The sequence below is a fragment of the Bacillus sp. ME78 genome (assembly GCF_903970865.1).
Lineage (GTDB): Bacteria > Bacillota > Bacilli > Bacillales > Bacillaceae_G > Bacillus_A > Bacillus_A cereus.
The window spans coordinates 87,173-110,422 of record NZ_CAJCKK010000010.1 but is presented as its reverse complement, the minus strand read 5'-3'; the positions used below and the strand labels follow the sequence as shown (position 1 = coordinate 110,422).

Genomic DNA, 23,250 nt, shown 5'->3' with positions numbered 1-23,250 from the left:
GACTACTATGGCAATTGTTGATGTATCGATTATTCCAGTAGGAACAGGTAATCCAAGTGTTAGTGAATATGTAGCAGAAGTACAAAAGGTGCTAGAGAAAAATGCGGATCGCGTGAAGTATCAATTAACGCCGATGAATACAATTATTGAAGGAGATCTTCCTGTCATTCTAGAAGTAATTCAACAAATGCATGAAGTTCCGTATACGAAAGGTGCACAGCGTGTTGCAACAACAATTCGTATTGATGATCGTCGTGATAAAGTAAGCACAATGGAGAAGAAATTAAACTCTGTTCGATCAAAATTATAAGAAAAAGCAGCGATCTTCGCTGCTTTTTTCATATAGGAGGTAAATAAGATGAGTGAAAAGTTTAATGAACAATTTGACGGGTTGTTAGAGAAATACACGGAATTATTACTTGGAGAGAGCAATGAAGAGAGAAAAGAACAGGTGCAGAAGTGGGCACTTTATTCTTACATAGCGAAGACAATGCCAGCTTTAGTGAAGCATTGGAATGAGACATATCCAGATGCGAAAGAAGAGATGGTGCAGTTAATTACGGATATTAAAAGGCTGAATGAAGAGAAGCGAAATGAGCAGTGAGAAAACTTGAGGTGAATGTTACCTCAAGTTTTCTTTATTAATATCCTTATATAATTTACATGGAATATTAAGGGTTTTATAGGCATGTCGAATATTTTCGGTATGCCTATTTTTGCCCTAGTAAACCCGTTTTTTCTAAATGTCGAAAAATATTCTCTTCATATTTACATGCGAGAATATAGGTTTTTAAATGTTTTTATAGTATTTTATAAATTATCTAAATAATTATTTGTATCCAATAATTTTAAACAATGATATAATTTTGAAGAGGGGTAAAAAACAGATAAATTACAGTCATAGGGGTGAATTACATGGAACAATTAATGCGAAATTCGTTTCTTTTCTTATCTAAAAATAAAGCGCTAACAAAACTGGCTAAAAAGTACGGTTTACGCTTTGGTGCAGGTCGCTTCGTCGCAGGGGAGACGATTGAATTAGCGACAGCTGCCATTCAGGCATTAAATAAGCAAGGACTTTGTGTAACAATCGATTATTTAGGTGAATTCGTTGATAATGAAGCAGAAGCAAATGAAATGGCTAACCAATCGATTGAAGCGATCCGTGCAATTGGAAGAGAAGGTCTTGATTCGCAGCTTTCTTTAAAGATGACTTCTATGGGATTAGATATCTCTGATGAAATCGTAATGAACAATATGCGCCGTATTTTAGAAGCGGCGAAAGAAAATGGTGTGTTCGTTACCATTGATATGGAAGACTATACACGCTGCGGGAAAACAATTGATATCTTTAAACAATTAAAATCTGAATACGATAATATTGGTACTGTTATTCAAGCTTACCTATATCGTACAGAAAAAGATATTGAAGATTTAAATGCTTATAATCCTAATTTACGTCTTGTAAAAGGGGCTTATAAAGAACCTGAAGAAGTGGCGTTCCCGGACAAGAAAGATGTAGATGACAATTATAAAAAAATTATTAAAATGCACTTATTAAATGGGAATTATACTGCAATTGCTTCACATGACGAAGCGATTATTGAATATACAAAAAAACTTGCCGAAGAACACAACATTCCAAGGGATCAATTTGAATTCCAAATGTTATATGGTATTCGTAATGAGCGTCAACTTGAGCTAGTAAAAGAAGGTTACAAAATGCGTGTTTACGTACCTTATGGAAACGACTGGTATGGCTACTTCATGCGTCGTCTAGCAGAGCGTCCAGCAAACGTTGCGTTCGTATTAAAAGGTATGGTTAAAAAATAACCAAGGAGAAAATACTCCTTGGTTATTTTAATTGCTGAAATGCGTAATGCGCCATTTTTTTCGTATCAGGATATAGTTGCGCGCGAGTAGAAGATAATACGACGTTAATGACGCGTTTACCGTCTTTTTCATCCACTGTTACGACCGTATATTTGCCGAGTGCTGATAGACCGCTTTTACTTCCAATCGCATATGGATCGTCATATAGTTCTTCTCGTCCATAGTTTGCGATGTTTGGAGAGCGTTCTGAAGTATGTAGAGTTGTACGTGTTGAATTCATATATTCTAAAACAACTGGATACTTTAATGCTTCTTTCGTAATAATAGCAATGTCATATGGTGATACTTTATTCCCAATTGCATCAGCACCACTTGCGTTCTTGAAAGTTGCATGCTTTGTACCAAGTTCCTTCGCTCTAGCATTCATCATTTTCACAAATTCATTTTTTGATCCTGCGATATGTTCTGCAATTGATTCAGCTATTGGATCTGCACTAATGATAAGCATAAGTTTTAATGCCTCATCACGCTTTAATTTTTCTCCAGCACGAAGTTTAATTTTCTTGCTTTGACTTTCTGTTTTAATTGCATTTTCTGTAACCGTAATTTCTTCATCTTCTTTTACATTCTCTAGTAAAAGAAGGGTTGTCATCATTTTGGCTATACTAGCCGGGTAAGAACGTTCGTCTTCACGTTTCCCATACAAAATTTCACCTGTTTTTGCATCGATTGTAACTCCATATTGCCCAGTAATATTAGGTTGATCAGCTCTTACAGCTTGTTGCCTTTGTGCATAAGAGAAGAAAATCATTCCTGTAAATAGTGTAGCAATCATTACAATCATAACTATTGTTCGTTTCATCATCGTTCCCTCTTTTGTTTTCCATATGTACAAATAAATTGGGCAGAAAAAGCAGCCATTAATCATTATGCCACGTTCTCTGCCCAAAAATATAGCGTTATTTTTCGCCCATATTATGCTTCTTATATTGTTGGTTATTACCTTGGCGTCCTTTTTCAACACCTTGATTATGTGGACCTGCGTTTCCAGTTACACTAGCTGCACTAATTCCAGCCTTTGAAGGGTTCTTCTTAAGTTTTGCCATATATATTCCTCCAGTTTCGTCAGATTATAAAAAGGAAAAGTGCATTTAAACAAAGAAAATACACATGTATAGCATAGCCAAATGAAAGAAAAATATTTATTTCAGAAAATTTTATCAATAAATATATTGCGAAAATTTAAACAGTATCATATATTTATTAGTAGAGGCTCACTCATTGATTGCGACTTATGTCGAAAAATTGAATGAGCATTCATTCAAGAATAGGGGGAGAATTGGATGTTCCAAATTAAAAAGGCTGCTGTTCTAGGTTCAGGCGTAATGGGTTCGGGAATTGCGGCACACTTAGCTAATATTGGTATTCCGACATTATTGCTTGATATTGTACCACCTGCGCTTACGAAAGAAGAGGAAGCGAAGGGACTTACATTAGAACATAAAAGTGTGAGAAATCGTTTTAGTAATACGGCTGTACAGAAACTATTGAAGCAAAAACCAGCTCCTCTGACAGTGAAAGGAAATCTAGCACTGATCGAAGCAGGTAACTTAGAAGATGATCTTGAGCTTCTAGCTGATGTAGATTGGATTATTGAAGTAGTAGTTGAAAACTTAGATATTAAAAAGAAATTATTTGAAAAAGTAGACGCTGTTCGTAAACCAGGTTCTATTGTAAGCTCGAATACGTCAGGTATTTCAGTTGAAAAAATGGCAGAAGGTCGTTCAGACGACTTCCAGAAACACTTCTTAGGCACACACTTTTTTAACCCACCACGATATTTAAAACTTCTAGAGGTAATACCGACGAAAGAAACAGATCCACAAGTATTAAGCTTCATGAAACTATTTGGCGAAGACGTTCTTGGAAAAGGCGTTGTTATCGCAAAAGACACACCAAACTTTATTGGAAACCGCATCGGTACGTACGGTTTATTAGTAACTCTTCAAGAGATGATAAAACGCGGCTACAGCATCGGGGAAGTTGATTCTGTAACAGGCCCACTTATTGGTCGTCCGAAGAGTGCAACGTTCCGTACATTAGATGTTGTCGGTTTAGATACATTCGTACACGTTGCAAATAACGTATATGAAAACGTACAAGAAGAAGAGCGTGATGTATTTAAAGTACCAGCTTTCATGCATGACATGCTTGATAAAAAATGGCTTGGAAGCAAAACAGGTCAAGGCTTCTTCTTAAAACAAGGAAAAGAAATTTTAGAATTAAATCCTGAAACGATGGAGTACGAAGCGCGTAAAAAATTAAAAGCTGCATCGATCGAGTTAAGTAAACAAGAAAAAGGTTTATCGAATAAATTGAAAGCGCTTGTATACGCAAAAGACCGCGCAGGAGAGTTGTTATGGAACATCGTTACACCAACTCTTTTATACTCTGCAAAACTTCATAAAGAAATTGCTGACGATATCGTTGCAATTGACCAAGCGATGAAGTGGGGCTTCGGCTGGGAGCAAGGGCCATTTGAAGTGTGGGATGCAATCGGCGTTGAAAAATCTGTTCAAAAGATAGAAGAAAACGGCGTAGTTGTTCCTACTTGGGTGAAAGAAATGTTAGAGAAAGGTTTCACTACTTTCTATAAACATGATAACGGCGATAGCTACTATTACGATAATGGCGAATATAAGCTAATCGAGCGTAATAAAAAAGCAATTTCTCTTAAGCAATTAAAAGCGAAAAATGGTGTATTAAAGAAAAATAGCGGAGCGAGCTTAATTGATTTAGGCGACGGCATCCTTTGCTTAGAGTTCCATTCGAAGAGCAATGCAATCGGTATGGATATTACGCAAATGATTAACTACGCTGTTGATGAAGTAGAAAAGAATTATAAAGGTCTTGTTATCGGTAACCAATCGAAGAACTTCTGCGTTGGTGCGAATCTAGCAATGATCTTAATGGAAGCACAAGACGACAATTACTTTGAAATTGAGTTGGTTGTGAAAAACTTCCAAGATGCAATGACGAAAATTAAGTACTCTTCTAAGCCAGTTGTAGCAGCACCATATGGTATGACGCTTGGCGGAGGTACAGAAGTTTGCTTACCGGCTGCTAGCATTCAAGCTTCTAGTGAAACGTATATGGGCTTAGTAGAAGTTGGTGTTGGCTTAATCCCTGGCGGAGGCGGTAATAAAGAGCTATACATTAAACACTTAAATAAAATGCCAAACGGTGTAGAGTTTGATCTGCAAAAAGTTGCGAATAAAGTGTTCGAATCTGTAGCGATGGCGAAAGTTTCTACATCAGCACAAGAAGCTGTATCGAACAACTTCTTAGGCGATAAAGACGGTATTAGTGTGAATGGTGATCACTTACTATATGATGCGAAACAGAAAGCACTTGCTTTATATGAAGCTGGCTATAAAGCACCGATTCGTAAAAAGATACCAGTTGTTGGTGAAACAGGATATGCAACTCTTGTACTTGGTGCAGAAGCAATGCATTTATCAGGTTACATTTCTGAACATGATCTTCACATTGCGAAGAAACTTGCATACGTCATTGCGGGCGGAAAAGTGCCGTACGGAACAGAAGTTGATGAGCAGTATTTATTAGATGTAGAACGTGAAGCATTTATTAGCTTAGTAAGTGAGATGAAATCACAAGCAAGAATGCAGCACATGCTTGTAAAAGGAAAGCCATTACGTAACTAATAACGAGGGGAGATATCGTTCATGAGAGAAGCTGTCATTGTTGCGGGAGCAAGAACACCAATTGGAAAAGCAAAGAGGGGTTCATTAAAAACAGTTCGTCCTGACGATCTAGGGGCGTTAGTAGTAAAGGAAACGTTAAAGCGTGCAAATTATGAAGGACCAATCGATGATTTAATTTTCGGTTGTGCGATGCCAGAAGCAGAACAAGGTTTAAATATGGCTCGTAATATCGGCGGACTAGCAGGACTTTCTTACGATGTTCCAGCTATTACAATTAACCGTTACTGTTCTTCTGGTTTACAAAGTATCGCTTACGGAGCAGAGCGCATTATGCTTGGTCACTCTGAAGCTGTATTATCAGGCGGAGCGGAATCAATGAGTTTAGTTCCAATGATGGGACACGTTGTTCGTCCGAATAGTCGCCTTGTAGAAGCGGCTCCGGAATATTATATGGGTATGGGACATACAGCAGAGCAAGTTGCTGTGAAATATGGAATTTCTCGTGAAGAGCAAGATGCATTTGCAGTAAGAAGTCATCAACGTGCTGCCAAAGCATTAGCGGCAGGAAACTTTGCTGATGAAACAGTATCTGTAGATGTGACGTTACGCTCGGTTGGCTCAAACAATAAACTGCAAGAAGAAACAATCATTTTCGCACAAGATGAAGGTGTAAGAGCAGAGACGACGCTAGACATTTTAGGTAAATTACGTCCAGCATTTAACGTTCGCGGTTCTGTAACAGCTGGTAACTCTTCACAAATGAGTGACGGTGCAGCATCTGTACTATTAATGGATCGTGAAAAAGCAGTGAGCGATGGCATGAAGCCACTTGCGAAATTCCGTTCATTTGCAGTAGCTGGCGTACCACCAGAAGTAATGGGAATCGGCCCAATCGCTGCAATTCCAAAAGCGTTAAAACTAGCTGGCTTAGAGCTATCTGATATTGGCTTATTCGAACTAAACGAAGCATTTGCTTCTCAATCGATCCAAGTTATTCGTGAACTTGGTTTAGATGAAGAAAAAGTAAACGTAAACGGTGGTGCAATCGCACTTGGACATCCACTTGGCTGTACAGGAGCAAAACTAACACTATCTCTTATTCACGAAATGAAACGCCGCAACGAACAATTCGGTATCGTAACAATGTGTATTGGCGGCGGAATGGGAGCAGCGGGAGTGTTTGAATTACTATAAAAAAAGTGGAAGCGGTTCGCTTAGAACGAGACGACGCTAAAGCAAAGAATGGAAGCAACAAAGGTTTATAAAAAATAAACGGGAGAGCCAGCTTCTTTCAAAAAGAGAGAAGCTGCTCATGAAAATATGAAGGAGGAAATTTTCATGGAAAAAACAGTAGGAAATGCGGTTAAAGGCGGTAGCTTTTTAGTTGATGAGATTACGATTGATCAAGTGTTTACGCCAGAAGATTTTTCATCTGAGCATAAAATGATTGCAAAAACGACAGAGGACTTTATCGTAAATGAAGTTCTTCCAGAGCTTGAATATTTAGAGCAACATGAATTTGATCGTTCAGTTCGTCTTTTAAAAGAAGCTGGGGAGCTTGGTTTATTAGGCGCTGACGTACCAGAAGAGTACGGTGGGATTGGTCTTGATAAAGTAAGCTCAGCGTTAATCGCAGAGAAATTCTCTCGCGCTGGCGGCTTTGCAATCACTCACGGTGCTCACGTAGGTATCGGATCTTTACCAATCGTATTATTCGGTAACGAAGAGCAAAAGAAAAAGTATTTACCATTACTTGCAACTGGTGAAAAATTAGCTGCATACGCATTAACTGAGCCAGGTTCAGGATCTGACGCATTAGGCGCAAAAACAACTGCACGTTTAAATGCAGAAGGTACACATTATGTATTAAACGGTGAAAAACAGTGGATTACAAACTCTGCATTCGCTGACGTATTTGTTGTATATGCAAAAATTGATGGAGAGCATTTCTCAGCATTTATCGTAGAGAAAGAATACGCTGGTGTATCTACAAGCCCTGAAGAGAAGAAAATGGGTATTAAATGTTCTTCAACTCGTACGTTAATTTTAGAAGATGCGTTAGTACCGAAAGAAAACCTACTTGGTGAAATCGGTAAAGGTCATATTATCGCATTCAACATTTTAAATATCGGTCGTTATAAATTAGGTGTTGGTACAGTTGGATCTGCAAAACGTGCAGTAGAAATTTCAGCACAATATGCAAACCAACGTCAACAGTTCAAGCAACCAATCGCTCGCTTCCCATTAATTCAAGAGAAACTTGCGAATATGGCAGCAAAAACATATGCAGCTGAAAGTTCTGTATATCGTACAGTAGGTTTATTCGAAAGCCGCATGAGCACATTATCTGAAGAAGAAGTAAAAGACGGTAAAGCGGTAGCAGCTTCTATCGCTGAATATGCAATCGAGTGCTCTTTAAATAAAGTATTCGGTTCTGAAGTATTAGACTATACAGTAGATGAAGGTGTTCAAATTCACGGTGGTTACGGATTTATGGCAGAATACGAGATTGAAAGAATGTACCGCGATTCTCGTATTAACCGTATTTTCGAAGGAACGAACGAAATTAACCGCCTAATCGTACCAGGTACGTTCTTACGTAAAGCGATGAAAGGTGAATTACCACTTCTTCAAAAAGCACAAAAATTACAAGAAGAGTTAATGATGATGATGCCAGAAGAAGTAGGCGATGAGCCATTAGCACTTCAAAAGTATTTAGTAACTAATGCGAAGAAAATAGGCTTAATGGTAGCTGGATTAGCTGCTCAAAAATACGGTAAAGCATTAGATAAAGAGCAAGAAATTCTTGTGAATATCGCTGACATCGTAAGCAACCTATACGCAATGGAATCAGCTGTTCTTCGTACAGAAAAAGCAATCAAAACAACTGGTCTTGAAAAGAATAAACAAAAAGTGTTATACACTGAAGTATTCTGCCAAGAAGCATTTAACGAAATCGAAGCAGATGCGAAAGAAACACTTATCGCAGTTGAAAACGGCGACATGCTGCGCATGATGTTATCATCATTACGTAAATTAACTCGCCACACACCACTTAACGTAATTCCGAAGAAACGTGAAATCGCTGCGAAAATTTTAGAAGATGAGCGTTACACAGTTTAATATCTTTAAAGAACAGTAGTCGTTTATACGGCTACTGTTCTTTTTTTGAAAAAAAGAAATTTTTAGTGACATAAAACTAATACCATTAGTATAATAAAACTAATGGTATTAGTTTTCGTGAAAAGGGAGATGGGACTATGAGGATGATACATGAAAAAACGTTATATCAATTGTCATTTTTGCCAAGAGCGTTTCCTGTAAATTGTTACTTTGTAGAGGAAGATGATGGTTTAACTTTAATTGACGCGGCTTTGCCATATAGCGCAAAAGGTATTTTACAGGCGGCTGAGAAAATAGGAAAACCAATTACTAAGATTGTATTAACACATGCGCATGATGATCACATCGGTGCATTAGATGCATTAAAGGAAGTACTTCCTCATGTTCCAGTCCATATTTCTAAGCGGGACGCAAAGCTGTTAGAAGGAGATACGACGTTACAAAAGGATGAACCGAATATACCGATAAAAGGCGGTGTACCTAAAAAAGTAAAAACGGTACCTGATGTTTTATTAGAAGATGGCGACCGAGTTGGATCGCTTCTTGCAATTATGACACCGGGACATACACCAGGATCCATGTCGTTTCTTGATGTACGAAATAAAGCTCTTATTGTTGGGGATGCATTTCAAACAAGAGGAGGTATGGCTGTTTCGGGACAAATGAAATTTTGGTTTCCGTTTCCAGCGATGGCAACGTGGAGCAAAGAAATATCATTACAAAGTGCACAGAAGCTAAGCGAATATGAACCTTCCTTGCTTGCGGCAGGGCACGGAAAAATGATAAAGAATCCAGGGGCCGTCATAGAGCTTTCTATTAAGGAAGCGAAGCGGAATATAGAAAGTAAGAAAGAGGGGTAATTTATGTCACCGAGAATCGGACTTACATTGCAGAAAATTGTAGAAACAGCTGCAGAAATTGCAGATACAAATGGAATACAAGAAGTAACGTTAGCTTCATTAGCGCAAAGGTTAGGGATACGTTCGCCCTCACTATATAATCATGTAAAAGGGTTACAAGATGTACGGAAAAATCTTGGTATTTACGGAATAAAACAGCTGCATAACAAACTGGAAGAAGCGGCCGAGGATAAACAGATGGATGAAGTAATTCATGCATTAGGAGAAGCGTATGTAGCATTTGTCCGAAAACATCCTGGACTATATGAAGCAACTTTTTTACGAGATGAAGAAGTAAGAAAAGCAGGTGACGAAATTGTAAAGCTTTGTCTTCGAGTTTTACAACAGTATGGCTTAGAAGGAGAGAATGCACTTCATGCGACACGCGGATTCAGAAGTATTTGTCATGGATTTGCTTCGATTGAACAGCAAGGCGGATTTGGTTTGCCGTTAGATCTGGATATAAGTTTACATGTATTATTGGAAACGTTTATTAAAGGATTACGTGAATAAGAAACGAGGCAAACAAAAACCTTAGAAGTGATTCTAAGGTTTTTTAGTGCATATGATTCGAAAAGAGCGGTAGGCTTTTTCTCATTACATGATATTATTTAGTAGGTTTGAAAAATGTGTATATAGCTACGGAAAGGCAAACGAAAATAAAAGCAATAGGATCTTGATATGGACTAGGCTCAGAGCCCTTCTGGATTTCTGTAAGGAAGTCATGTGTTTTCATGTTCATTGCTCCTTTAACTAATAAATTTTATATGATGCGAGAGTTATGGTGGATAGATAAGAAATTTTTGGAATTTCATCTAATAATTATTCTATAGTAATCTAATTCCAAAAACTATATAATACAAAGCTTTCATGATATGTAAAATTGCATATTATTCTTTTTGAAAAAATTGTTATATTATCTATATATTTGTATTAAAGGTTTTTTGTTAAGGTAATGAAAACAAATGGAGGAATAGTATGAGAAAAACAGTATTAGACGCGTATAATGCAGAAAGAGAAGTAGATAACATAACATATAAAAATCTAGTTGTAACGATTGCTAGCATTCTAGGGTTCTCACTCTTAGGGGGATTATTCCTTGCTTTAGCCCTTGGAATTTTTGGAGAAGAGGTATTACGTGCTAATTTAGAGGGATATTATTTACTTCTATTTGATGCAGCTGTTGTTACTATTGTTTTATTTGCGTATAAACCAGTGCTTCATTTTATTAAGAACATATGGGATGTATCTATTTTAAAAAATGGGAAAACCTACTTGTATTTATTAATAGGTTTTATCATCATTGCATTAACTCAGTATGTAATGTTAGAGTTGTTTAGCTTTGAAAGTGCAGAGCAGCAACGAGATCAATTAGGGAGCTTAGGACTTCAAAATAGTCTACAAAGTATTATATATGTGTTAAGTGTTGCTATAATTACACCAATTAAAGAAGAAATTTTATATAGAGGTATTTTGTATCGATTTTTTGAAAAGAAATATAGTTTTCTAGTTGGTATCATTATTTCTTCCTTTATCTTTGGGATTCTTCATGGTGGTTTTCCGGTTACGGCAATGATTATGGGGATTGTATTTGCTATGTTATATAAGAAAACACAATCTATTTTACCTAGCATCATTTTACATATTGTATGGAACCTACTTGTGAGTATAAGTATGATTGTTTCTTTATAAAATTGAATGAATATTTAGCATAAAAGATGAATGGCCTAGTTATTCATCTTTTATTTTGTTTATATGTGGGAAAAGTTGATGAATACAATCCAAAAAGAACCAAATACTAATGATGAATGAACAAAGAAAGGCGGGTATGTTATATGCAAAACTTAACAGAGCTTGAAGTAGAAAATTTACGTCATTTAATTGGTGGACACGCAACAATTATTAACAAGTTGGAGCAGTATGCACAGACGTGTACAGATCCACAACTGAAACAAATGCTACAAAAAGATGCGCAAGATGCACGAAATACGAAACAGCAATTAATGACTTTCCTAGGATAGGAGGAAGCGGAAAATGAATGAAAAAGATATGGTAAATGATTATTTAGCAGGATTAAATGCAAGTTTAACAAGCTATGCAAATTATATTGCTCAGTCTGATAATGAACAGTTACATCAAACGTTAATTCAAATTCGTAATCAAGACGAGGCGCGCCAACGTAATATGTATGAGTATGCAAAGCAAAAGAGTTATTACAAACCGGCAGCACCTGCTAATCCAATGATTGTACAGCAATTAAAAAGTCAATTAAGTGCGGAATAACAGGAAAAAGAAGACGAGCGAATTTATTCGCTCGTTTTCTTTTTGTATATGTCAATAAATACATAATAAATATTTTTCCAGTTGTAACAAATATGACGAAAATGGAATATAACAATTCACAAAAAGGACAAAAACTTTGTTCAATATTTCACAAAGTATCCATGGTTTCTATCGTGAGAACCTCTATAATTAGGATTGTAAAGAACAAAAGAAATAGATTATATGATCAATTAGGAGAGATTGCTATGAAAAGACATACAAGAAAAATTGCAATTATCGGTACTGGATTAGTTGGATCAAGTTGTGCGTATTCTATTGTGAATCAAGGTATTTGCGAAGAGCTATTATTAATTGATATAAATCATGAACGTGCAGTTGGGGAAGCAATGGATTTATCACATTGCATTAACTTTACAAATACAAGAACAAAAGTATATGCAGGAAGCTATGAAGACTGCAAAGATATGGACATTGTCATTATTACAGCAGGACCAGCACCAAAACCAGGGCAAAGTCGCTTAGATACTTTAGGAGCGAGTGCGAAGATTATGGAAATTGTTGTTGGTGGCGTAATGGAGAGTGGATTTGATGGTATTTTCTTACTTGCATCGAACCCAGTTGATATTATTACATATCAAGTTTGGAAATTATCTGGATTACCTAGAAATCGCGTAATCGGTACTGGTACATCACTAGATTCTTCTCGCTTAAGAACAATTTTATCTGAAATGCTACATGTAGACCCTCGTAGTATTCATGGGTATTCATTAGGAGAACATGGTGATTCTCAAATGGTTGCTTGGTCTCATGTAACTGTTGGTGGAAAGCCAATTCTGCAAATTTTAGAAGAACAAAAAGAACGATTTGGAGAAATAGATTTAGATGGAATTGTTGAGAAAACTGCAAAAGCCGGATGGGAAATTTATAAACGTAAAGGAACTACTTATTACGGAATCGGAAATTCTCTAGCATATATTGCAAGCTCAATCTTTAATGATGATCACCGTGTCATTGCTGTATCAGCCATTTTAGATGGTGAGTACGGTGAATATGATATTTGTACAGGAGTACCAGCTATTATTACTAGAGACGGTATAAGAGAAGTTGTAGAACTCAATTTAACAGAGGATGAAGAATCTCGATTCGCAAAATCAAACGATATTTTACGTGATTATATGAAAACAATTGGTTACTAACTTATAGGAGAAGGTGAAACAAATGAAGGAATATATAATGTCTCGTGTATTTAAAGCATCTGCTGGTATCGCACAAGGTATTTTCGTATCCCTCGGAATTGGTTTACTAATCGAAAATATAGGAAGAATTGTTGATATACCATTACTTATTACAATCGGAGTTGTTGCAAAATCACTAATGGCACCGGCAATTGGTGCAGGAATTGCTTTTATGCTCGGTGCAAACGGTCTTGTAATCTTCTCGGCGATGGTAGCCGGAGCGATTGGTGCCGGATCCATTTCAATTACTGAAGCTGGTCTAATTATTAAAACAGGTGAGCCAATCGGTGCATTATTAACAGCAACTTTAGCTGTATATATTGGTAAACGTTTAAGCGGAAAAACTGCTTTAGATATGATGCTCGTTCCATTTGCGGCCATATTAGGTTCTGGTTTAGTTGGTATTTGGTTATCTCATAATATTACTCCTGTTTTAAATGCAGTTGGAGCGTTCATTAAAGATAGCTCAGCTGGTAGCCCGTTTATCGCTTCTATCGTCATTGCAGTAGTTTGGGGACTATTACTTATCTCTCCAGCTTCATCAGCTGCGTTAGCGATCGCACTTAGCTTAGACGGTGTTGCAGGTGGTGCAGCTCTTGCCGGATGCGTTGCTCAGTTTATCGGATTCTCTGTCATCTCAGCAAAAGAAAACAATTTAGGTGGCATATTAGCTCAAGCTCTTTGTACTCCGAAAGTACAGTTGCCAAATATCACTAAAAATCCAATGATTCTCGTCCCAACTGTCGTCGCCAGTGCTATAGTCGGTCCGGTATCCGCATTAATTTTCCAACTGGAAGCAGGAAAAGAAATTGCAGGTCTTGGATTAAGTTCTCTTATCGCACCAATTAATTTAATTTCCAGCGAAGGATGGGAAGTTCTCCCGGCGATGGTAATTACTTATATCGTCATTCCAGTAGCTGTTTCTTATATACTTTACATTGCTCTTAAAAAAGCAGGTCGTATTCATTCTGGTGATATGACTGTACCGCAATCTTAAATTGAACATCTCCTTAATAATAGATAAAAGCAGACTGAGAAGCCACAGTCTGCTTTTTTTTCATGTTACATTCTATGATTTTGTTTTACTGGAACTCTTATTGATTCTTTGGCCAATAAGAGTTGAACGCCGAAGTATAGTATGCTTGCGAGTGTCATTCCAGAAACGGCATCTACAAAGGCATGTTGCTTCGTAAATAGCGTTGATAAAATAATAAGTGTACCGAAGAAAGTAAGGATGTAATATTCAAAAGCATGTTGCTCTCTACGCTTAAAGGCAGCTAACATAATTACAAATGTAGTAAGAACGTGAATGCTAGGGAAACAGTTTACCGGTTGATCGATACTATAAATATAGCGAACTAGTTCAGAAAATACATCTGTTCCAACGACAGTCGGACGGGGTACAGTTGTTTGCCAAAAATAATAAATAGAAAAACAAGCAAGCTTTCCAAAAATAACACTACTTAAAGTGACATAATATTGCTTTCGGTCAGCGAAGCAGTAATAAATAAGTGCGCCGTATAAGTATGGAAACCAAAGTAAATAAGGAATAATAAATGCTTTTACAAATGGAATCCAATCATCTACTACAGTTGTAACGTCTACTGCGTGAACAGTCGATTTATTTAATACGTCGTAAAGGGGACTTACGAGTACGAGTAGAAGTATATAACTTAACGGAAGAAAAGATGAAAGTTTAAATTTCTTCATGTTGATCTCCTATGTTTAGTAATGTAAGTAAATTCAATTGATTATAATATAGAAACGTGAATTGGGCTATCGATTTTACTTACATTTTCTTGAATTAACCTTACGTTTTTGTCACTTGACTAAAAAGAAGGGTGAGGGTGCTAAATGAAGCGTTTATCATATTTTTTAGTTTTTATATTGTTATGCCTAGTAGGTGCTGGGTGTGCAAAGAATAACGAAGGAGAAAAATTAGAATATAACGGAAGAGCACTCGTAATTGGAGTTGTTGGAGAAAAGCCGAAAGATACGTTTAGGAATGTAAAGTTTGAAAGTATAAAGTTAGAAGAAATGCAGGAGAAATCAGCAAAAGTTGATGGTTTTTTCGTTATGAAAGAATACTTTAAAGAGGCATCAAAGGAGCGGTATACGGACTTATTTTTATCGTTAAAGAAGCCGGTATTTTTTATTGGTTTGCAAGATAGACCGTATTTAATTTTTACTAACAAGGATTTAGATTATGATAATACCCCGAAGGATAAAACGATGACGTATACGCAAGGGTTTGTAAATATGGGGAACCCTGAAGGTCAATATTGGGGTATGGGATTATATAATGATACTGTTTCCGATCGAAATATTCATAATATGTATATAGTCGTATTTCAAACCATTTCGGATTACTTAAGTCGATGATGAAGGAGCCTGTAAAAAAGGCTTCTTATTTTTTAAAAATAAACGTTTGTTTAAGCTGTATGCTCGGTAGAAAGAAACTCATGTAGTTCAAAGGTTAAGAAAGTAAAATGGAGAATTAATCAAACGTTTGTTTAAGCTGTATGTTCGGTAGGAAGAAATCGATGCAGCTCAAAGGTTAACAAAGAAAAATGGAGAATTAATCAAACGTTTGTTTAAGCTGTATGTTCGGTAGAAAGAAACTCATGTAGTTCAAAGGTTAACAAAGAAAAATAAGAAATTAATCAAACGCTTGTTTAAGATATATGTTTGGTGCAGAATCTAAAAAAATTTATATATTTATTTTTTTCTTAACAAATGGCGGAAAAATAAGAAAAATTCGCAGGATTATTAAAAATTATCACGAAATAAGTAAAAGTTTAGCGAATAATGGTTTGAAATAATAAAACGTTTTCTATATGATAAAGGTAAAGGTTAGTAAAAAAGTAGGTGAATTTATGACAGTAACATTTTATTCATATCCAAAGTGTGGCACATGTCAAAAGGCAAAGAAATGGTTTGAGGCAAACGATGTAGCATATGAGATGATTCATATTGTTGAAAATCCACCATCAAAAGAAGATTTACGTAATTTACATGAAAAAAGTGAATTACCATTAAAAAAATTCTTTAATACAAGTGGAATGCGTTACCGTGAACTTGGTCTGAAAGATAAGTTGAAAGATGCAAGCGAAGACGAAATGTATGAGCTTTTAGCATCTGATGGCATGTTGATCAAACGTCCAATTGTAACAGATGGAACGAATGTAACACTTGGTTTTAACGAAGAGCAGTTTGAAAGTGTGTGGAAAAAGTACCAATAAGGTATTTTTACATAATTAATACATTCACTGGAGGTACAGTCATGAGCATTCCAAATAATTTACGTTACTCTGAAGAACACGAATGGGTAAAAACTGAAGGTAATGAAGTTGTTATCGGTATCACTCACTTTGCACAAGGTGAGCTAGGTGATATCGTATTCGTTGAACTTCCTGAAGTAGGTGCAACAATCGAAGCTGACGAGCCATTCGGAAGCGTAGAATCTGTTAAAACAGTTTCTGAGTTATACGCACCTGTAAGCGGTAAAGTTGTAGCAGTAAACGAAGAATTAAGTGACCAACCAGAACTTGTTAACGAATCTCCATACGAGGGTGCATGGATGGTTAAAGTTGAACTTTCTGATGCAAGCCAAGTTGAGAAGTTATTAACTGCAGAAAAATATGCAGAAATGACAAACCAAGACTAATTATAGTCGACTAAAGGACAGCCTTTGTGCTGTCCTTTTTTATTTTGTGTAAAATAATGAATGTAGAATCATATACTAATTATCGTGTAGGAGAACGTTTTTTGAAAAAACTTTTTCGTTTAATCTTTATGCAGGTCTAGCCGTTTTTGTTTTTCGTTGTCTAGCTCCAGCGACTAGATTGTTCGGTGGCTTCGCTTCTTCCTACAAGGCAAAAAGCGCCTCTACGTCAGAAGCTCCATCCCCCTCACAATCTAAATGAGCCGCTTGCGCTTTTCATTGTCTAGCTCCAACTCCTAGCCCTTCATGTCTAAGAACCTTCCGCACGAGAAGACAAAAAGCGTCTTCTGTACGGAAGAACCTTAGCCAACAGGGCTAAACAGTCGGTTTCGCTTTTCTTTTGCAAAAATAAACAGGAAACAACATGAAAATAACGAATATACTATATACTAAGTTCAAGGTTGTATAGTATATGGTGATCGGGTGATGACATATGATTTATGTGGAAAAAGTCATTATTGTAGAAGGTACATCAGATAGAAGAAAGATTGAATCTATTATTCGTGAACCAGTGGAAATTGTTTGTACAAATGGTACAATTGGTTTGTCGAAAATGGATGAGCTCGTTGATCAGTTTTTTGATAAGGAAGTGTATGTGCTAGTGGATGCTGATGATGCTGGAGAAAAGTTAAGGAAACAATTTCGAAAAGAATTTCCGCAAGCCGAGCATATCTATATTGATCGCTCGTACCGAGAAGTGGCAACTGCGCCATCTACACACTTAGCAAATGTATTATGGGGAGCCGACATTGACGTTTATACAGAATATTTACGGTAAGGAATGATAGAAGTGATCGATTGGACAGGAGCCGAAGCTACAGCCCTAATAGAGAATGAAGAAAAAACAGTGTTATATGTATATACTCCAATGTGTGGAACATGCCAATTAGCAAAAAAGATGTTAACAGTCGTTGAGATGACAATTGAAGGCCTCAAAATTGGGATGTTAGATTTAAATTATGCTCCGCATTTAGCGAAAGAGTATGGGATTGAAAGTGTACCTTGTTTACTTGTTTTTGAAAATGGGACACTGATGAAGAAGATATATGCATTTCATTCGGTTGAATATTTATATACGGAATTAAAGTAGGCGGCAAAATTTTTGCCGCCTCGACATATTTCTTGGGAAATATGTCGAGATGCAGGATGGATACAGTATTTGTCGAGCGAAAATAACAGGATTGCTCTTTAGTGAGAGGGAATGGTATGTAATAGAAAGTGATATGAAGGATGTGATTTAGGGTGAGATTATATTCTTTGCTTCAATCATTTGTAAATTACGCTAATGGTCAATATCATTTAGAGCCGCTTTTAAGACAAGAAGAAAAAACTGTTAATTTCCGCTTTAGAGATGAAAGTTGTTCGTTACAAATTTCAAGAGATTATATAGAGCTGGTACATGAGGAAAGAGGAACGGAACAAATCATTTGCTTAGACGAAAAGGATATAGAACAATTGGTGAATGGAAATGTACGATTGCAAATGTTAATGAATGATGGACGTGTACAATATTCAGGAACGTACCGAACGATGTTATTAGTGGAATCGATGTTTCATATATGTAAACCGATGTCAGTAGGTGCTTAAAATTCTGAAGTTTCATTTTTTACGAAAATTTCTGTTGACATGGTGAGTGTATATTGATACAATTCAAGTCATAAAATATAGACAATTTCATAAATTTCAAATCAGACGAAAATTGAATCTGATTTCTCTTATCAAGAGAGGTGGAGGGACTGTGCCCTGTGAAGCCCGGCAACCGTCAACTTATGTTGAAATGGTGCCAATTCCTGCAAAGCGAATGCTTTGAGAGATGAGAGAGAGGGATAATGTTGTTATATACGCATATAAACCTTTCTGCTTCTCTAAAGCAGAAAGGTTTTTTTATTGTTTGAATGTGGAGGACATTCAAATAATAAAAGTAATGATAACAGTGGACTACACGCATTAAAAATAAAAAATTGCGGAGTCGACCTAAACAAAAAAGGGGTGAACATCATGATTCTATTAGAGAATGTAAGGAAAATATATAAGGCGAAAAGCGGTGATGTCACTGCTGTAGATAACGCCAATTTAAAAATAGAAAAAGGCGAAATATTTGGTGTTATCGGATATAGCGGCGCTGGGAAAAGTTCTTTAATCAGATTGTTTAATCAGTTAGAGAAACCGACTTCTGGCCAAATTACAATTGCGAATCGTGTTATATCAGCAATTACAGGAAGTGAACTTCGTAAGGCAAGGCAAGAAATCGGAATGATTTTTCAGCACTTCAACTTACTTTGGTCACGAACTGTACGTGAAAATATAGAGTTTCCACTTGAAATTGCAGGTGTTGATAAAACGAAGAGAAGAAACCGTGTTGATGAATTAATTCATCTTGTTGGATTAGAAGGAAGAGGAGACGCGTACCCATCTCAGCTGAGCGGTGGACAAAAACAACGCGTTGGGATTGCAAGAGCATTAGCTAACAACCCACAAGTACTTTTATGTGATGAAGCAACGTCAGCTCTTGATCCAGAAACGACAGATCAAATTTTGGATTTACTATTAGACATTAATAAGCGCCTTGGTTTAACAATTGTACTCATTACACATGAGATGCACGTAATTCGAAAGATTTGTAATCGAGTGGCGGTAATGGAGAGAGGAAAGATTGTAGAAACGGGTCCAGTACTTGATGTATTCCGTAATCCGAAGCAAGATATTACGAAACGATTTGTACAGCAGTTAACAGATTCTGAAGATACAAATGAAACGATTGAAAGTTTAATTGAAAAATATCCAGATGGAAAAGTGATTCGTTTGCAGTTTATCGGTGAGGCTGTAGAAAGACCAGTGCTTCAACGATTGATGCAACGCAGTGATATAGAAGTTAGCATTTTGCAAGGAAATATCGCACAAACGAATAACGGTTCTTACGGTAGTTTAGTTGTTCATTTAAATGGTGAGGAAACAGCGATCCAGCAAGCAATAGAAGGAATTCATCAAGATCAAGTAGAGCTGGAGGTGATTGCACATGGATAAGTTACTCGCAAATGTTGATTGGAATCAAATGTTAGAAGCAACTGGTGAAACGTTATATATGACGGCAATCGCAGCTCTTGCGACATTTGTTTTAGGACTAATTTTAGGATTGTTACTCTTCATGACAGCGAAAGATAATTTATGGGAAAACAAATCAATTAATACGGTGATTGGAGCATTCGTAAACATATTCCGTTCTATACCGTTCATCATTTTAATTATTTTATTAATCCCATTCACAAAGATTCTTCTTGGAACAATTCTTGGAGCAAGTGCAGCGCTGCCAGCTTTAATTATTGGAGCGGCACCATTCTACGCGAGAATGGTTGAAATCGCACTTCGCGAAATTGATAAAGGTGTAATTGAAGCTTCAAAAGCAATGGGAGCAAAAACAAGCACAATTATTTTAAAAGTATTGATTCCAGAATCGTTACCAGCATTAGTATCTGGTATTACAGTTACGACAATTGCTTTAGTAGGCTATACAGCAATGGCGGGAGTTGTTGGTGCTGGTGGTCTTGGAACACTTGCTTACTTAGAAGGATTCCAGAGAGGGAATAACGATGTAACAATCGTTGCGACAATTTGTGTATTACTAGTTGTATTTTTAATTCAGTGGATTGGTGATAGTTTAACGACTCGAATAGATAAACGATAATAAAAAACGGGAGGATGTTTCAAATGAAAAAATTATTACTTACGGCACTTATTTCAACTTCAATTTTTGGTTTAGCTGCTTGTGGCGGGAAAGATAAAGATGAAAAGAAACTTGTTGTTGGTGCTTCTAACGTACCGCACGCTGAAATTTTAGAAAAGGCAAAACCGTTACTTGAGAAAAAAGGAATTGAGTTAGAAATTAAAAAATTCCAAGACTACGTATTACCAAATAAATCGTTAGCGGATAAGGATTTAGATGCAAACTACTTCCAGCACATTCCGTATTTAGAAAAAGAAATTAAAGATAAAAAGTATGACTTTGAAGTAGCAGGAAAAATTCATTTAGAGCCAATTGGTGTATATTCTCAAAAATATAAGAGCTTAAAAGAACTTCCGGACGGAGCAACAATCATTATGAGTAATTCTGTTGCTGACCATGGACGTGGTTTAGCAATTTTACAAAAAGAAGGCATTTTAAAAATTAAAGATGGGGTAGATCCAGTTAAAGCAACTCCAAAAGATATTGCAGATAATCCGAAAAATCTAAAATTCAAAACGGATATCGAGCCTGGTTTATTGCCACAAGTGTATAACAATAAAGAAGGCGATGCTGTTTTAATTAACTCTAACTATGCAATTGATGCAAAGTTAAATCCGGAAAAAGATGCCATTGCAATTGAAGGAAATGATTCACCGTACGCAAACATAGTAGCTGTTCGTAAAGGCGATAAAGATAAGAAAGAGATTAAAGCTCTTGTAGAAGTATTACATTCTAAAGAAATTGAAGACTTCATTAATAAAGAATATAAAGGGGCAGTTGTTCCTGTAAAAGAATAATTGCTGAAAAGGGCTGGTCTGATGCCAGCTCTTTTTCATAACTACATAACTATTGGGGAGAAGGGGACATCATATGAAAAAGATTCTATTGTCAGTTGTTACAGCGCTGTCTGTATTTACATTAGCTGCTTGCGGAGGGAAAGATGAGAATAAGCTTGTTGTTGGAGCTTCTAACGTGCCACACGCTGTTATTTTAGAAAAGGCACAGCCGATATTAGAGAAAAAGGGTATTAAATTAGAAATTAAAAAATTCCAAGATTATGTGTTGCCGAATAAAGCGTTAGCGGATAAGGAAATTGATGCGAACTACTTCCAGCACATTCCTTACTTAGATAAAGAAATCCAAGAAAAGGGATATAAAATTGTAAACGCAGGAAAAATTCATTTAGAGCCGATGGGCATTTATTCTAAGAAATATAAAAGCTTAAAAGACTTACCAGATGGCGGGACAGTTATTATGAGTAATAATGTAGCGGAGCGAGGCCGTATGTTAGCATTGTTACAAAAAGGCGGCGTGATTAAGCTTAAAGATGGTGTAGATGTGGTTAAGGCGACAGTAAAAGATGTAGTCGAAAATCCGAAAAACTTAAAATTTAAAACAGATGTTGAACCTGGACTTTCACCGAAGTTGTATGAAAATAATGAGGGAGATGCTTTATTCATTAATTCGAACTATGCAATTGATGCAAAATTAAATCCAACGAAGGATGCAATTGCGATTGAAGGAGCAGACTCTCCGTATGCAAACATCATTGCAGTTCGTAAAGGTGATGAGAAGAAAAAAGAAATTAAAGAGCTAGTAGAAGTACTGCATTCAAAAGAAATTCAAGATTTTATTAATAAAGAATATAAAGGTGCTGTACTTCCGGTAAGTGAATAAATATAAGGAAAGGACTGGGAAATTACCAGTCCTTTTTTCTTTATATAAATAAGAAGAAAGGTGTATCATAGAAAGATGTAAAGGAAATACTTATATACATTTGTGAAAAAACGGTTACTTTTTTTCGTCGTTTGCGATATCATTTTATTTGATATAAAATTAGAATGAGAATAAAATGAGAATATGAACGTTTTAGGAATTTTTAAAATGTATATATAGGATTAATGGAGGTATTGAGATGGCTGGTTCTACATTAACGGTTAAAGACTTACACGTATCAATTGACGGCAAAGAAATTTTAAAGGGTGTAAACCTTGAAGTAAAAGGTGGAGAAATCCACGCAATTATGGGACCTAACGGAACAGGTAAATCAACTTTATCTTCTGCAATTATGGGTCACCCAAAGTATGAAGTAACAGAAGGTAGCATCATCATTGACGGTGAAGATGTATTAGAAATGGAAGTAGACGAGCGCGCACAAGCGGGTCTATTCCTAGCAATGCAATATCCAAGTGAAATTAGCGGAGTAACAAACGCTGACTTCTTACGTTCTGCAATTAACGCACGTCGTGAAGAAGGCGATGAAATTTCTCTTATGAAATTTATCCGTACATTAGATAAAAACATGGAATTCCTAGAAATGGATCCAGAAATGGCACAACGTTACTTAAACGAAGGTTTCTCTGGTGGAGAGAAAAAGCGTAACGAAATTCTTCAATTAATGATGATTGAGCCAAAAATCGCAATCTTAGATGAAATCGACTCAGGTCTTGATATCGATGCATTAAAAGTTGTATCTAAAGGTATTAACCAAATGCGCGGCGAAGAGTTCGGTTGCCTAATGATTACGCATTACCAACGTTTATTAAACTACATCACACCAGACTTCGTTCACGTTATGATGAACGGTCGTATCGTTAAATCTGGTGGCCCTGAGCTTGCACAACGTCTAGAAGCTGAAGGTTACGACTGGATTAAAAAAGAATTAGGTATTGAAGACGAAACAACAGAGCAAGAAGCGTAAGAGAGG

The 23,250-nt window shown here is 36.5% G+C and carries 27 protein-coding genes and 1 riboswitch; of the genes, 24 read left to right on the top strand and 3 right to left on the bottom strand.

The window, feature by feature from the left end; all coding sequences use genetic code 11:
• The first annotated feature begins 7 nt into the window (after positions 1 to 7).
• The 3 genes from H6481_RS13875 (at position 8) to H6481_RS13865 (ending at position 1,833) form a co-directional block, all read left to right on the top strand.
• Positions 8 to 310, top strand: a complete 303-nt coding sequence (locus tag H6481_RS13875; RefSeq protein ID WP_001018860.1) for an MTH1187 family thiamine-binding protein — start codon at positions 8 to 10, stop codon at positions 308 to 310.
• 48 nt (positions 311 to 358) lie between these two features.
• Positions 359 to 604: a YusU family protein gene (locus tag H6481_RS13870; RefSeq protein ID WP_001290594.1), complete on the top strand. Its 246-nt coding sequence runs from the start codon at positions 359 to 361 to the stop codon at positions 602 to 604.
• Between the two features lie 311 nt (positions 605 to 915).
• Positions 916 to 1,833, top strand: a complete 918-nt coding sequence (locus H6481_RS13865; RefSeq protein ID WP_000436780.1) for a proline dehydrogenase — start codon at positions 916 to 918, stop codon at positions 1,831 to 1,833.
• 22 nt (positions 1,834 to 1,855) lie between these two features.
• On the opposite strand, the gene H6481_RS13860 is transcribed toward H6481_RS13865, so the two are convergent.
• Positions 1,856 to 2,695, bottom strand: a complete 840-nt coding sequence (locus H6481_RS13860) for a serine hydrolase (protein WP_000831465.1) — start codon at positions 2,693 to 2,695, stop codon at positions 1,856 to 1,858.
• Between the two features lie 97 nt (positions 2,696 to 2,792).
• Positions 2,793 to 2,939, bottom strand: coding sequence for a YuzL family protein (locus H6481_RS13855; RefSeq protein ID WP_001096346.1), 147 nt, complete (start codon positions 2,937 to 2,939; stop codon positions 2,793 to 2,795).
• Between the two features lie 237 nt (positions 2,940 to 3,176).
• On the opposite strand from H6481_RS13855, the gene H6481_RS13850 reads away from it, so the two are divergent.
• From H6481_RS13850 to H6481_RS13805, 10 genes are all read left to right on the top strand, one after another.
• Positions 3,177 to 5,558 carry a 3-hydroxyacyl-CoA dehydrogenase/enoyl-CoA hydratase family protein gene (locus H6481_RS13850; RefSeq protein ID WP_182812051.1) on the top strand — a complete coding sequence of 794 codons (2,382 nt, stop codon included), beginning with the start codon at positions 3,177 to 3,179 and terminating at the stop codon, positions 5,556 to 5,558.
• A gap of 21 nt (positions 5,559 to 5,579) precedes the next feature.
• Entirely contained in the window at positions 5,580 to 6,752 is a 1,173-nt protein-coding gene (locus H6481_RS13845) for an acetyl-CoA C-acetyltransferase (RefSeq protein ID WP_001206331.1), read from the top strand.
• A gap of 144 nt (positions 6,753 to 6,896) precedes the next feature.
• Positions 6,897 to 8,681 carry an acyl-CoA dehydrogenase family protein gene (locus tag H6481_RS13840; protein ID WP_000416293.1) on the top strand — a complete coding sequence of 595 codons (1,785 nt, stop codon included), beginning with the start codon at positions 6,897 to 6,899 and terminating at the stop codon, positions 8,679 to 8,681.
• Positions 8,682 to 8,818: 137 nt separating this feature from the next.
• On the top strand, positions 8,819 to 9,541 hold the full coding sequence (locus H6481_RS13835; protein WP_098852448.1) for an MBL fold metallo-hydrolase: 723 nt from the start codon (positions 8,819 to 8,821) through the stop codon (positions 9,539 to 9,541).
• A 3-nt stretch (positions 9,542 to 9,544) separates the two neighbouring features.
• On the top strand, positions 9,545 to 10,093 hold the full coding sequence (locus tag H6481_RS13830; RefSeq protein ID WP_098361537.1) for a TetR/AcrR family transcriptional regulator: 549 nt from the start codon (positions 9,545 to 9,547) through the stop codon (positions 10,091 to 10,093).
• 465 nt (positions 10,094 to 10,558) lie between these two features.
• Positions 10,559 to 11,272: a type II CAAX endopeptidase family protein gene (locus H6481_RS13825; RefSeq protein ID WP_001232991.1), complete on the top strand. Its 714-nt coding sequence runs from the start codon at positions 10,559 to 10,561 to the stop codon at positions 11,270 to 11,272.
• Positions 11,273 to 11,415: 143 nt separating this feature from the next.
• Complete coding sequence (locus H6481_RS13820) at positions 11,416 to 11,601, top strand: hypothetical protein (RefSeq protein ID WP_001180555.1); 186 nt, start codon at positions 11,416 to 11,418, stop codon at positions 11,599 to 11,601.
• A gap of 13 nt (positions 11,602 to 11,614) precedes the next feature.
• Positions 11,615 to 11,863 carry a spore coat protein gene (locus H6481_RS13815; protein ID WP_001002981.1) on the top strand — a complete coding sequence of 83 codons (249 nt, stop codon included), beginning with the start codon at positions 11,615 to 11,617 and terminating at the stop codon, positions 11,861 to 11,863.
• Positions 11,864 to 11,955: 92 nt separating this feature from the next.
• Positions 11,956 to 13,059, top strand: coding sequence for an L-lactate dehydrogenase (locus tag H6481_RS13810; protein ID WP_259347368.1), 1,104 nt, complete (start codon positions 11,956 to 11,958; stop codon positions 13,057 to 13,059).
• Between the two features lie 22 nt (positions 13,060 to 13,081).
• The gene (locus H6481_RS13805) at positions 13,082 to 14,095 is read left to right on the top strand and encodes a PTS sugar transporter subunit IIC (protein WP_000666168.1); all 1,014 of its coding nucleotides are present in this window, start codon (positions 13,082 to 13,084) and stop codon (positions 14,093 to 14,095) included.
• Between the two features lie 65 nt (positions 14,096 to 14,160).
• Here the strand turns inward: H6481_RS13805 and H6481_RS13800 are convergent, their stop codons facing one another.
• Positions 14,161 to 14,808 carry a phosphatase PAP2 family protein gene (locus H6481_RS13800; RefSeq protein WP_000713773.1) on the bottom strand — a complete coding sequence of 216 codons (648 nt, stop codon included), beginning with the start codon at positions 14,806 to 14,808 and terminating at the stop codon, positions 14,161 to 14,163.
• 144 nt (positions 14,809 to 14,952) lie between these two features.
• Here H6481_RS13800 and H6481_RS13795 point away from each other — a divergent pair, with 144 nt between their 5' ends.
• The 11 genes from H6481_RS13795 to sufC all read left to right on the top strand — a co-directional run bounded on the left by H6481_RS13795 (position 14,953) and on the right by sufC (position 23,244).
• A complete protein-coding gene (locus H6481_RS13795; protein WP_182812048.1) occupies positions 14,953 to 15,480 on the top strand; it encodes a hypothetical protein in 528 nt (175 codons plus the stop codon).
• A 494-nt stretch (positions 15,481 to 15,974) separates the two neighbouring features.
• Complete coding sequence (locus tag H6481_RS13790) at positions 15,975 to 16,340, top strand: Spx/MgsR family RNA polymerase-binding regulatory protein (protein WP_000218968.1); 366 nt, start codon at positions 15,975 to 15,977, stop codon at positions 16,338 to 16,340.
• 41 nt (positions 16,341 to 16,381) lie between these two features.
• The gene (gcvH, locus tag H6481_RS13785) at positions 16,382 to 16,765 is read left to right on the top strand and encodes a glycine cleavage system protein GcvH (protein ID WP_000026896.1); all 384 of its coding nucleotides are present in this window, start codon (positions 16,382 to 16,384) and stop codon (positions 16,763 to 16,765) included.
• 490 nt (positions 16,766 to 17,255) lie between these two features.
• Positions 17,256 to 17,600: a toprim domain-containing protein gene (locus H6481_RS13780; protein ID WP_000640870.1), complete on the top strand. Its 345-nt coding sequence runs from the start codon at positions 17,256 to 17,258 to the stop codon at positions 17,598 to 17,600.
• A 3-nt stretch (positions 17,601 to 17,603) separates the two neighbouring features.
• Positions 17,604 to 17,912, top strand: a complete 309-nt coding sequence (locus tag H6481_RS13775; protein WP_002025020.1) for a thioredoxin family protein — start codon at positions 17,604 to 17,606, stop codon at positions 17,910 to 17,912.
• Positions 17,913 to 18,064: 152 nt separating this feature from the next.
• Positions 18,065 to 18,409 carry a hypothetical protein gene (locus tag H6481_RS13770; protein ID WP_001242140.1) on the top strand — a complete coding sequence of 115 codons (345 nt, stop codon included), beginning with the start codon at positions 18,065 to 18,067 and terminating at the stop codon, positions 18,407 to 18,409.
• Positions 18,410 to 18,534: 125 nt separating this feature from the next.
• A riboswitch (SAM riboswitch) is annotated at positions 18,535 to 18,642 on the top strand.
• Positions 18,643 to 18,820: 178 nt separating this feature from the next.
• On the top strand, positions 18,821 to 19,846 hold the full coding sequence (locus tag H6481_RS13765) for a methionine ABC transporter ATP-binding protein (protein WP_182812045.1): 1,026 nt from the start codon (positions 18,821 to 18,823) through the stop codon (positions 19,844 to 19,846).
• On the top strand, positions 19,839 to 20,504 hold the full coding sequence (locus H6481_RS13760) for a methionine ABC transporter permease (RefSeq protein ID WP_000359401.1): 666 nt from the start codon (positions 19,839 to 19,841) through the stop codon (positions 20,502 to 20,504). The genes H6481_RS13765 and H6481_RS13760 overlap by 8 nt, the downstream gene beginning before the upstream one ends.
• Before the next feature lie 23 nt (positions 20,505 to 20,527).
• Positions 20,528 to 21,340 (top strand): methionine ABC transporter substrate-binding lipoprotein MetQ, encoded by an 813-nt coding sequence (metQ, locus tag H6481_RS13755; protein ID WP_000735081.1) that lies wholly within the window; start codon positions 20,528 to 20,530, stop codon positions 21,338 to 21,340.
• Between the two features lie 73 nt (positions 21,341 to 21,413).
• Entirely contained in the window at positions 21,414 to 22,220 is an 807-nt protein-coding gene (gene metQ, locus H6481_RS13750) for a methionine ABC transporter substrate-binding lipoprotein MetQ (protein ID WP_000722397.1), read from the top strand.
• Between the two features lie 238 nt (positions 22,221 to 22,458).
• Entirely contained in the window at positions 22,459 to 23,244 is a 786-nt protein-coding gene (gene sufC, locus H6481_RS13745) for a Fe-S cluster assembly ATPase SufC (protein ID WP_000929163.1), read from the top strand.
• Positions 23,245 to 23,250: the final 6 nt, after the last annotated feature.

Excerpts from the sequence above, each read along its gene's own strand:
- H6481_RS13875 (WP_001018860.1), top strand. The coding sequence starts at position 8 with ATGGCAATTGTTGATGTATCGATTATTCCAGTAGGAACAGGTAATCCA.
- metQ (WP_000722397.1), top strand. The coding sequence starts at position 21,414 with ATGAAAAAGATTCTATTGTCAGTTGTTACAGCGCTGTCTGTATTTACA.
- H6481_RS13800 (WP_000713773.1), bottom strand. The coding sequence starts at position 14,808 with ATGAAGAAATTTAAACTTTCATCTTTTCTTCCGTTAAGTTATATACTT.
- H6481_RS13780 (WP_000640870.1), top strand. The coding sequence starts at position 17,256 with ATGATTTATGTGGAAAAAGTCATTATTGTAGAAGGTACATCAGATAGA.
- H6481_RS13790 (WP_000218968.1), top strand. The coding sequence starts at position 15,975 with ATGACAGTAACATTTTATTCATATCCAAAGTGTGGCACATGTCAAAAG.
- H6481_RS13845 (WP_001206331.1), top strand. The coding sequence starts at position 5,580 with ATGAGAGAAGCTGTCATTGTTGCGGGAGCAAGAACACCAATTGGAAAA.
- H6481_RS13775 (WP_002025020.1), top strand. The coding sequence starts at position 17,604 with ATGATAGAAGTGATCGATTGGACAGGAGCCGAAGCTACAGCCCTAATA.
- H6481_RS13840 (WP_000416293.1), top strand. The coding sequence starts at position 6,897 with ATGGAAAAAACAGTAGGAAATGCGGTTAAAGGCGGTAGCTTTTTAGTT.
- sufC (WP_000929163.1), top strand. The coding sequence starts at position 22,459 with ATGGCTGGTTCTACATTAACGGTTAAAGACTTACACGTATCAATTGAC.
- H6481_RS13865 (WP_000436780.1), top strand. The coding sequence starts at position 916 with ATGGAACAATTAATGCGAAATTCGTTTCTTTTCTTATCTAAAAATAAA.
- H6481_RS13810 (WP_259347368.1), top strand. The coding sequence starts at position 11,956 with ATGACGAAAATGGAATATAACAATTCACAAAAAGGACAAAAACTTTGT.
- H6481_RS13805 (WP_000666168.1), top strand. The coding sequence starts at position 13,082 with ATGAAGGAATATATAATGTCTCGTGTATTTAAAGCATCTGCTGGTATC.
- H6481_RS13860 (WP_000831465.1), bottom strand. The coding sequence starts at position 2,695 with ATGAAACGAACAATAGTTATGATTGTAATGATTGCTACACTATTTACA.
- H6481_RS13830 (WP_098361537.1), top strand. The coding sequence starts at position 9,545 with ATGTCACCGAGAATCGGACTTACATTGCAGAAAATTGTAGAAACAGCT.
- H6481_RS13870 (WP_001290594.1), top strand. The coding sequence starts at position 359 with ATGAGTGAAAAGTTTAATGAACAATTTGACGGGTTGTTAGAGAAATAC.
- H6481_RS13815 (WP_001002981.1), top strand. The coding sequence starts at position 11,615 with ATGAATGAAAAAGATATGGTAAATGATTATTTAGCAGGATTAAATGCA.
- metQ (WP_000735081.1), top strand. The coding sequence starts at position 20,528 with ATGAAAAAATTATTACTTACGGCACTTATTTCAACTTCAATTTTTGGT.
- H6481_RS13765 (WP_182812045.1), top strand. The coding sequence starts at position 18,821 with ATGATTCTATTAGAGAATGTAAGGAAAATATATAAGGCGAAAAGCGGT.
- H6481_RS13820 (WP_001180555.1), top strand. The coding sequence starts at position 11,416 with ATGCAAAACTTAACAGAGCTTGAAGTAGAAAATTTACGTCATTTAATT.
- H6481_RS13825 (WP_001232991.1), top strand. The coding sequence starts at position 10,559 with ATGAGAAAAACAGTATTAGACGCGTATAATGCAGAAAGAGAAGTAGAT.
- H6481_RS13760 (WP_000359401.1), top strand. The coding sequence starts at position 19,839 with ATGGATAAGTTACTCGCAAATGTTGATTGGAATCAAATGTTAGAAGCA.
- gcvH (WP_000026896.1), top strand. The coding sequence starts at position 16,382 with ATGAGCATTCCAAATAATTTACGTTACTCTGAAGAACACGAATGGGTA.
- H6481_RS13795 (WP_182812048.1), top strand. The coding sequence starts at position 14,953 with ATGAAGCGTTTATCATATTTTTTAGTTTTTATATTGTTATGCCTAGTA.
- H6481_RS13835 (WP_098852448.1), top strand. The coding sequence starts at position 8,819 with ATGAGGATGATACATGAAAAAACGTTATATCAATTGTCATTTTTGCCA.
- H6481_RS13855 (WP_001096346.1), bottom strand. The coding sequence starts at position 2,939 with ATGGCAAAACTTAAGAAGAACCCTTCAAAGGCTGGAATTAGTGCAGCT.
- H6481_RS13850 (WP_182812051.1), top strand. The coding sequence starts at position 3,177 with ATGTTCCAAATTAAAAAGGCTGCTGTTCTAGGTTCAGGCGTAATGGGT.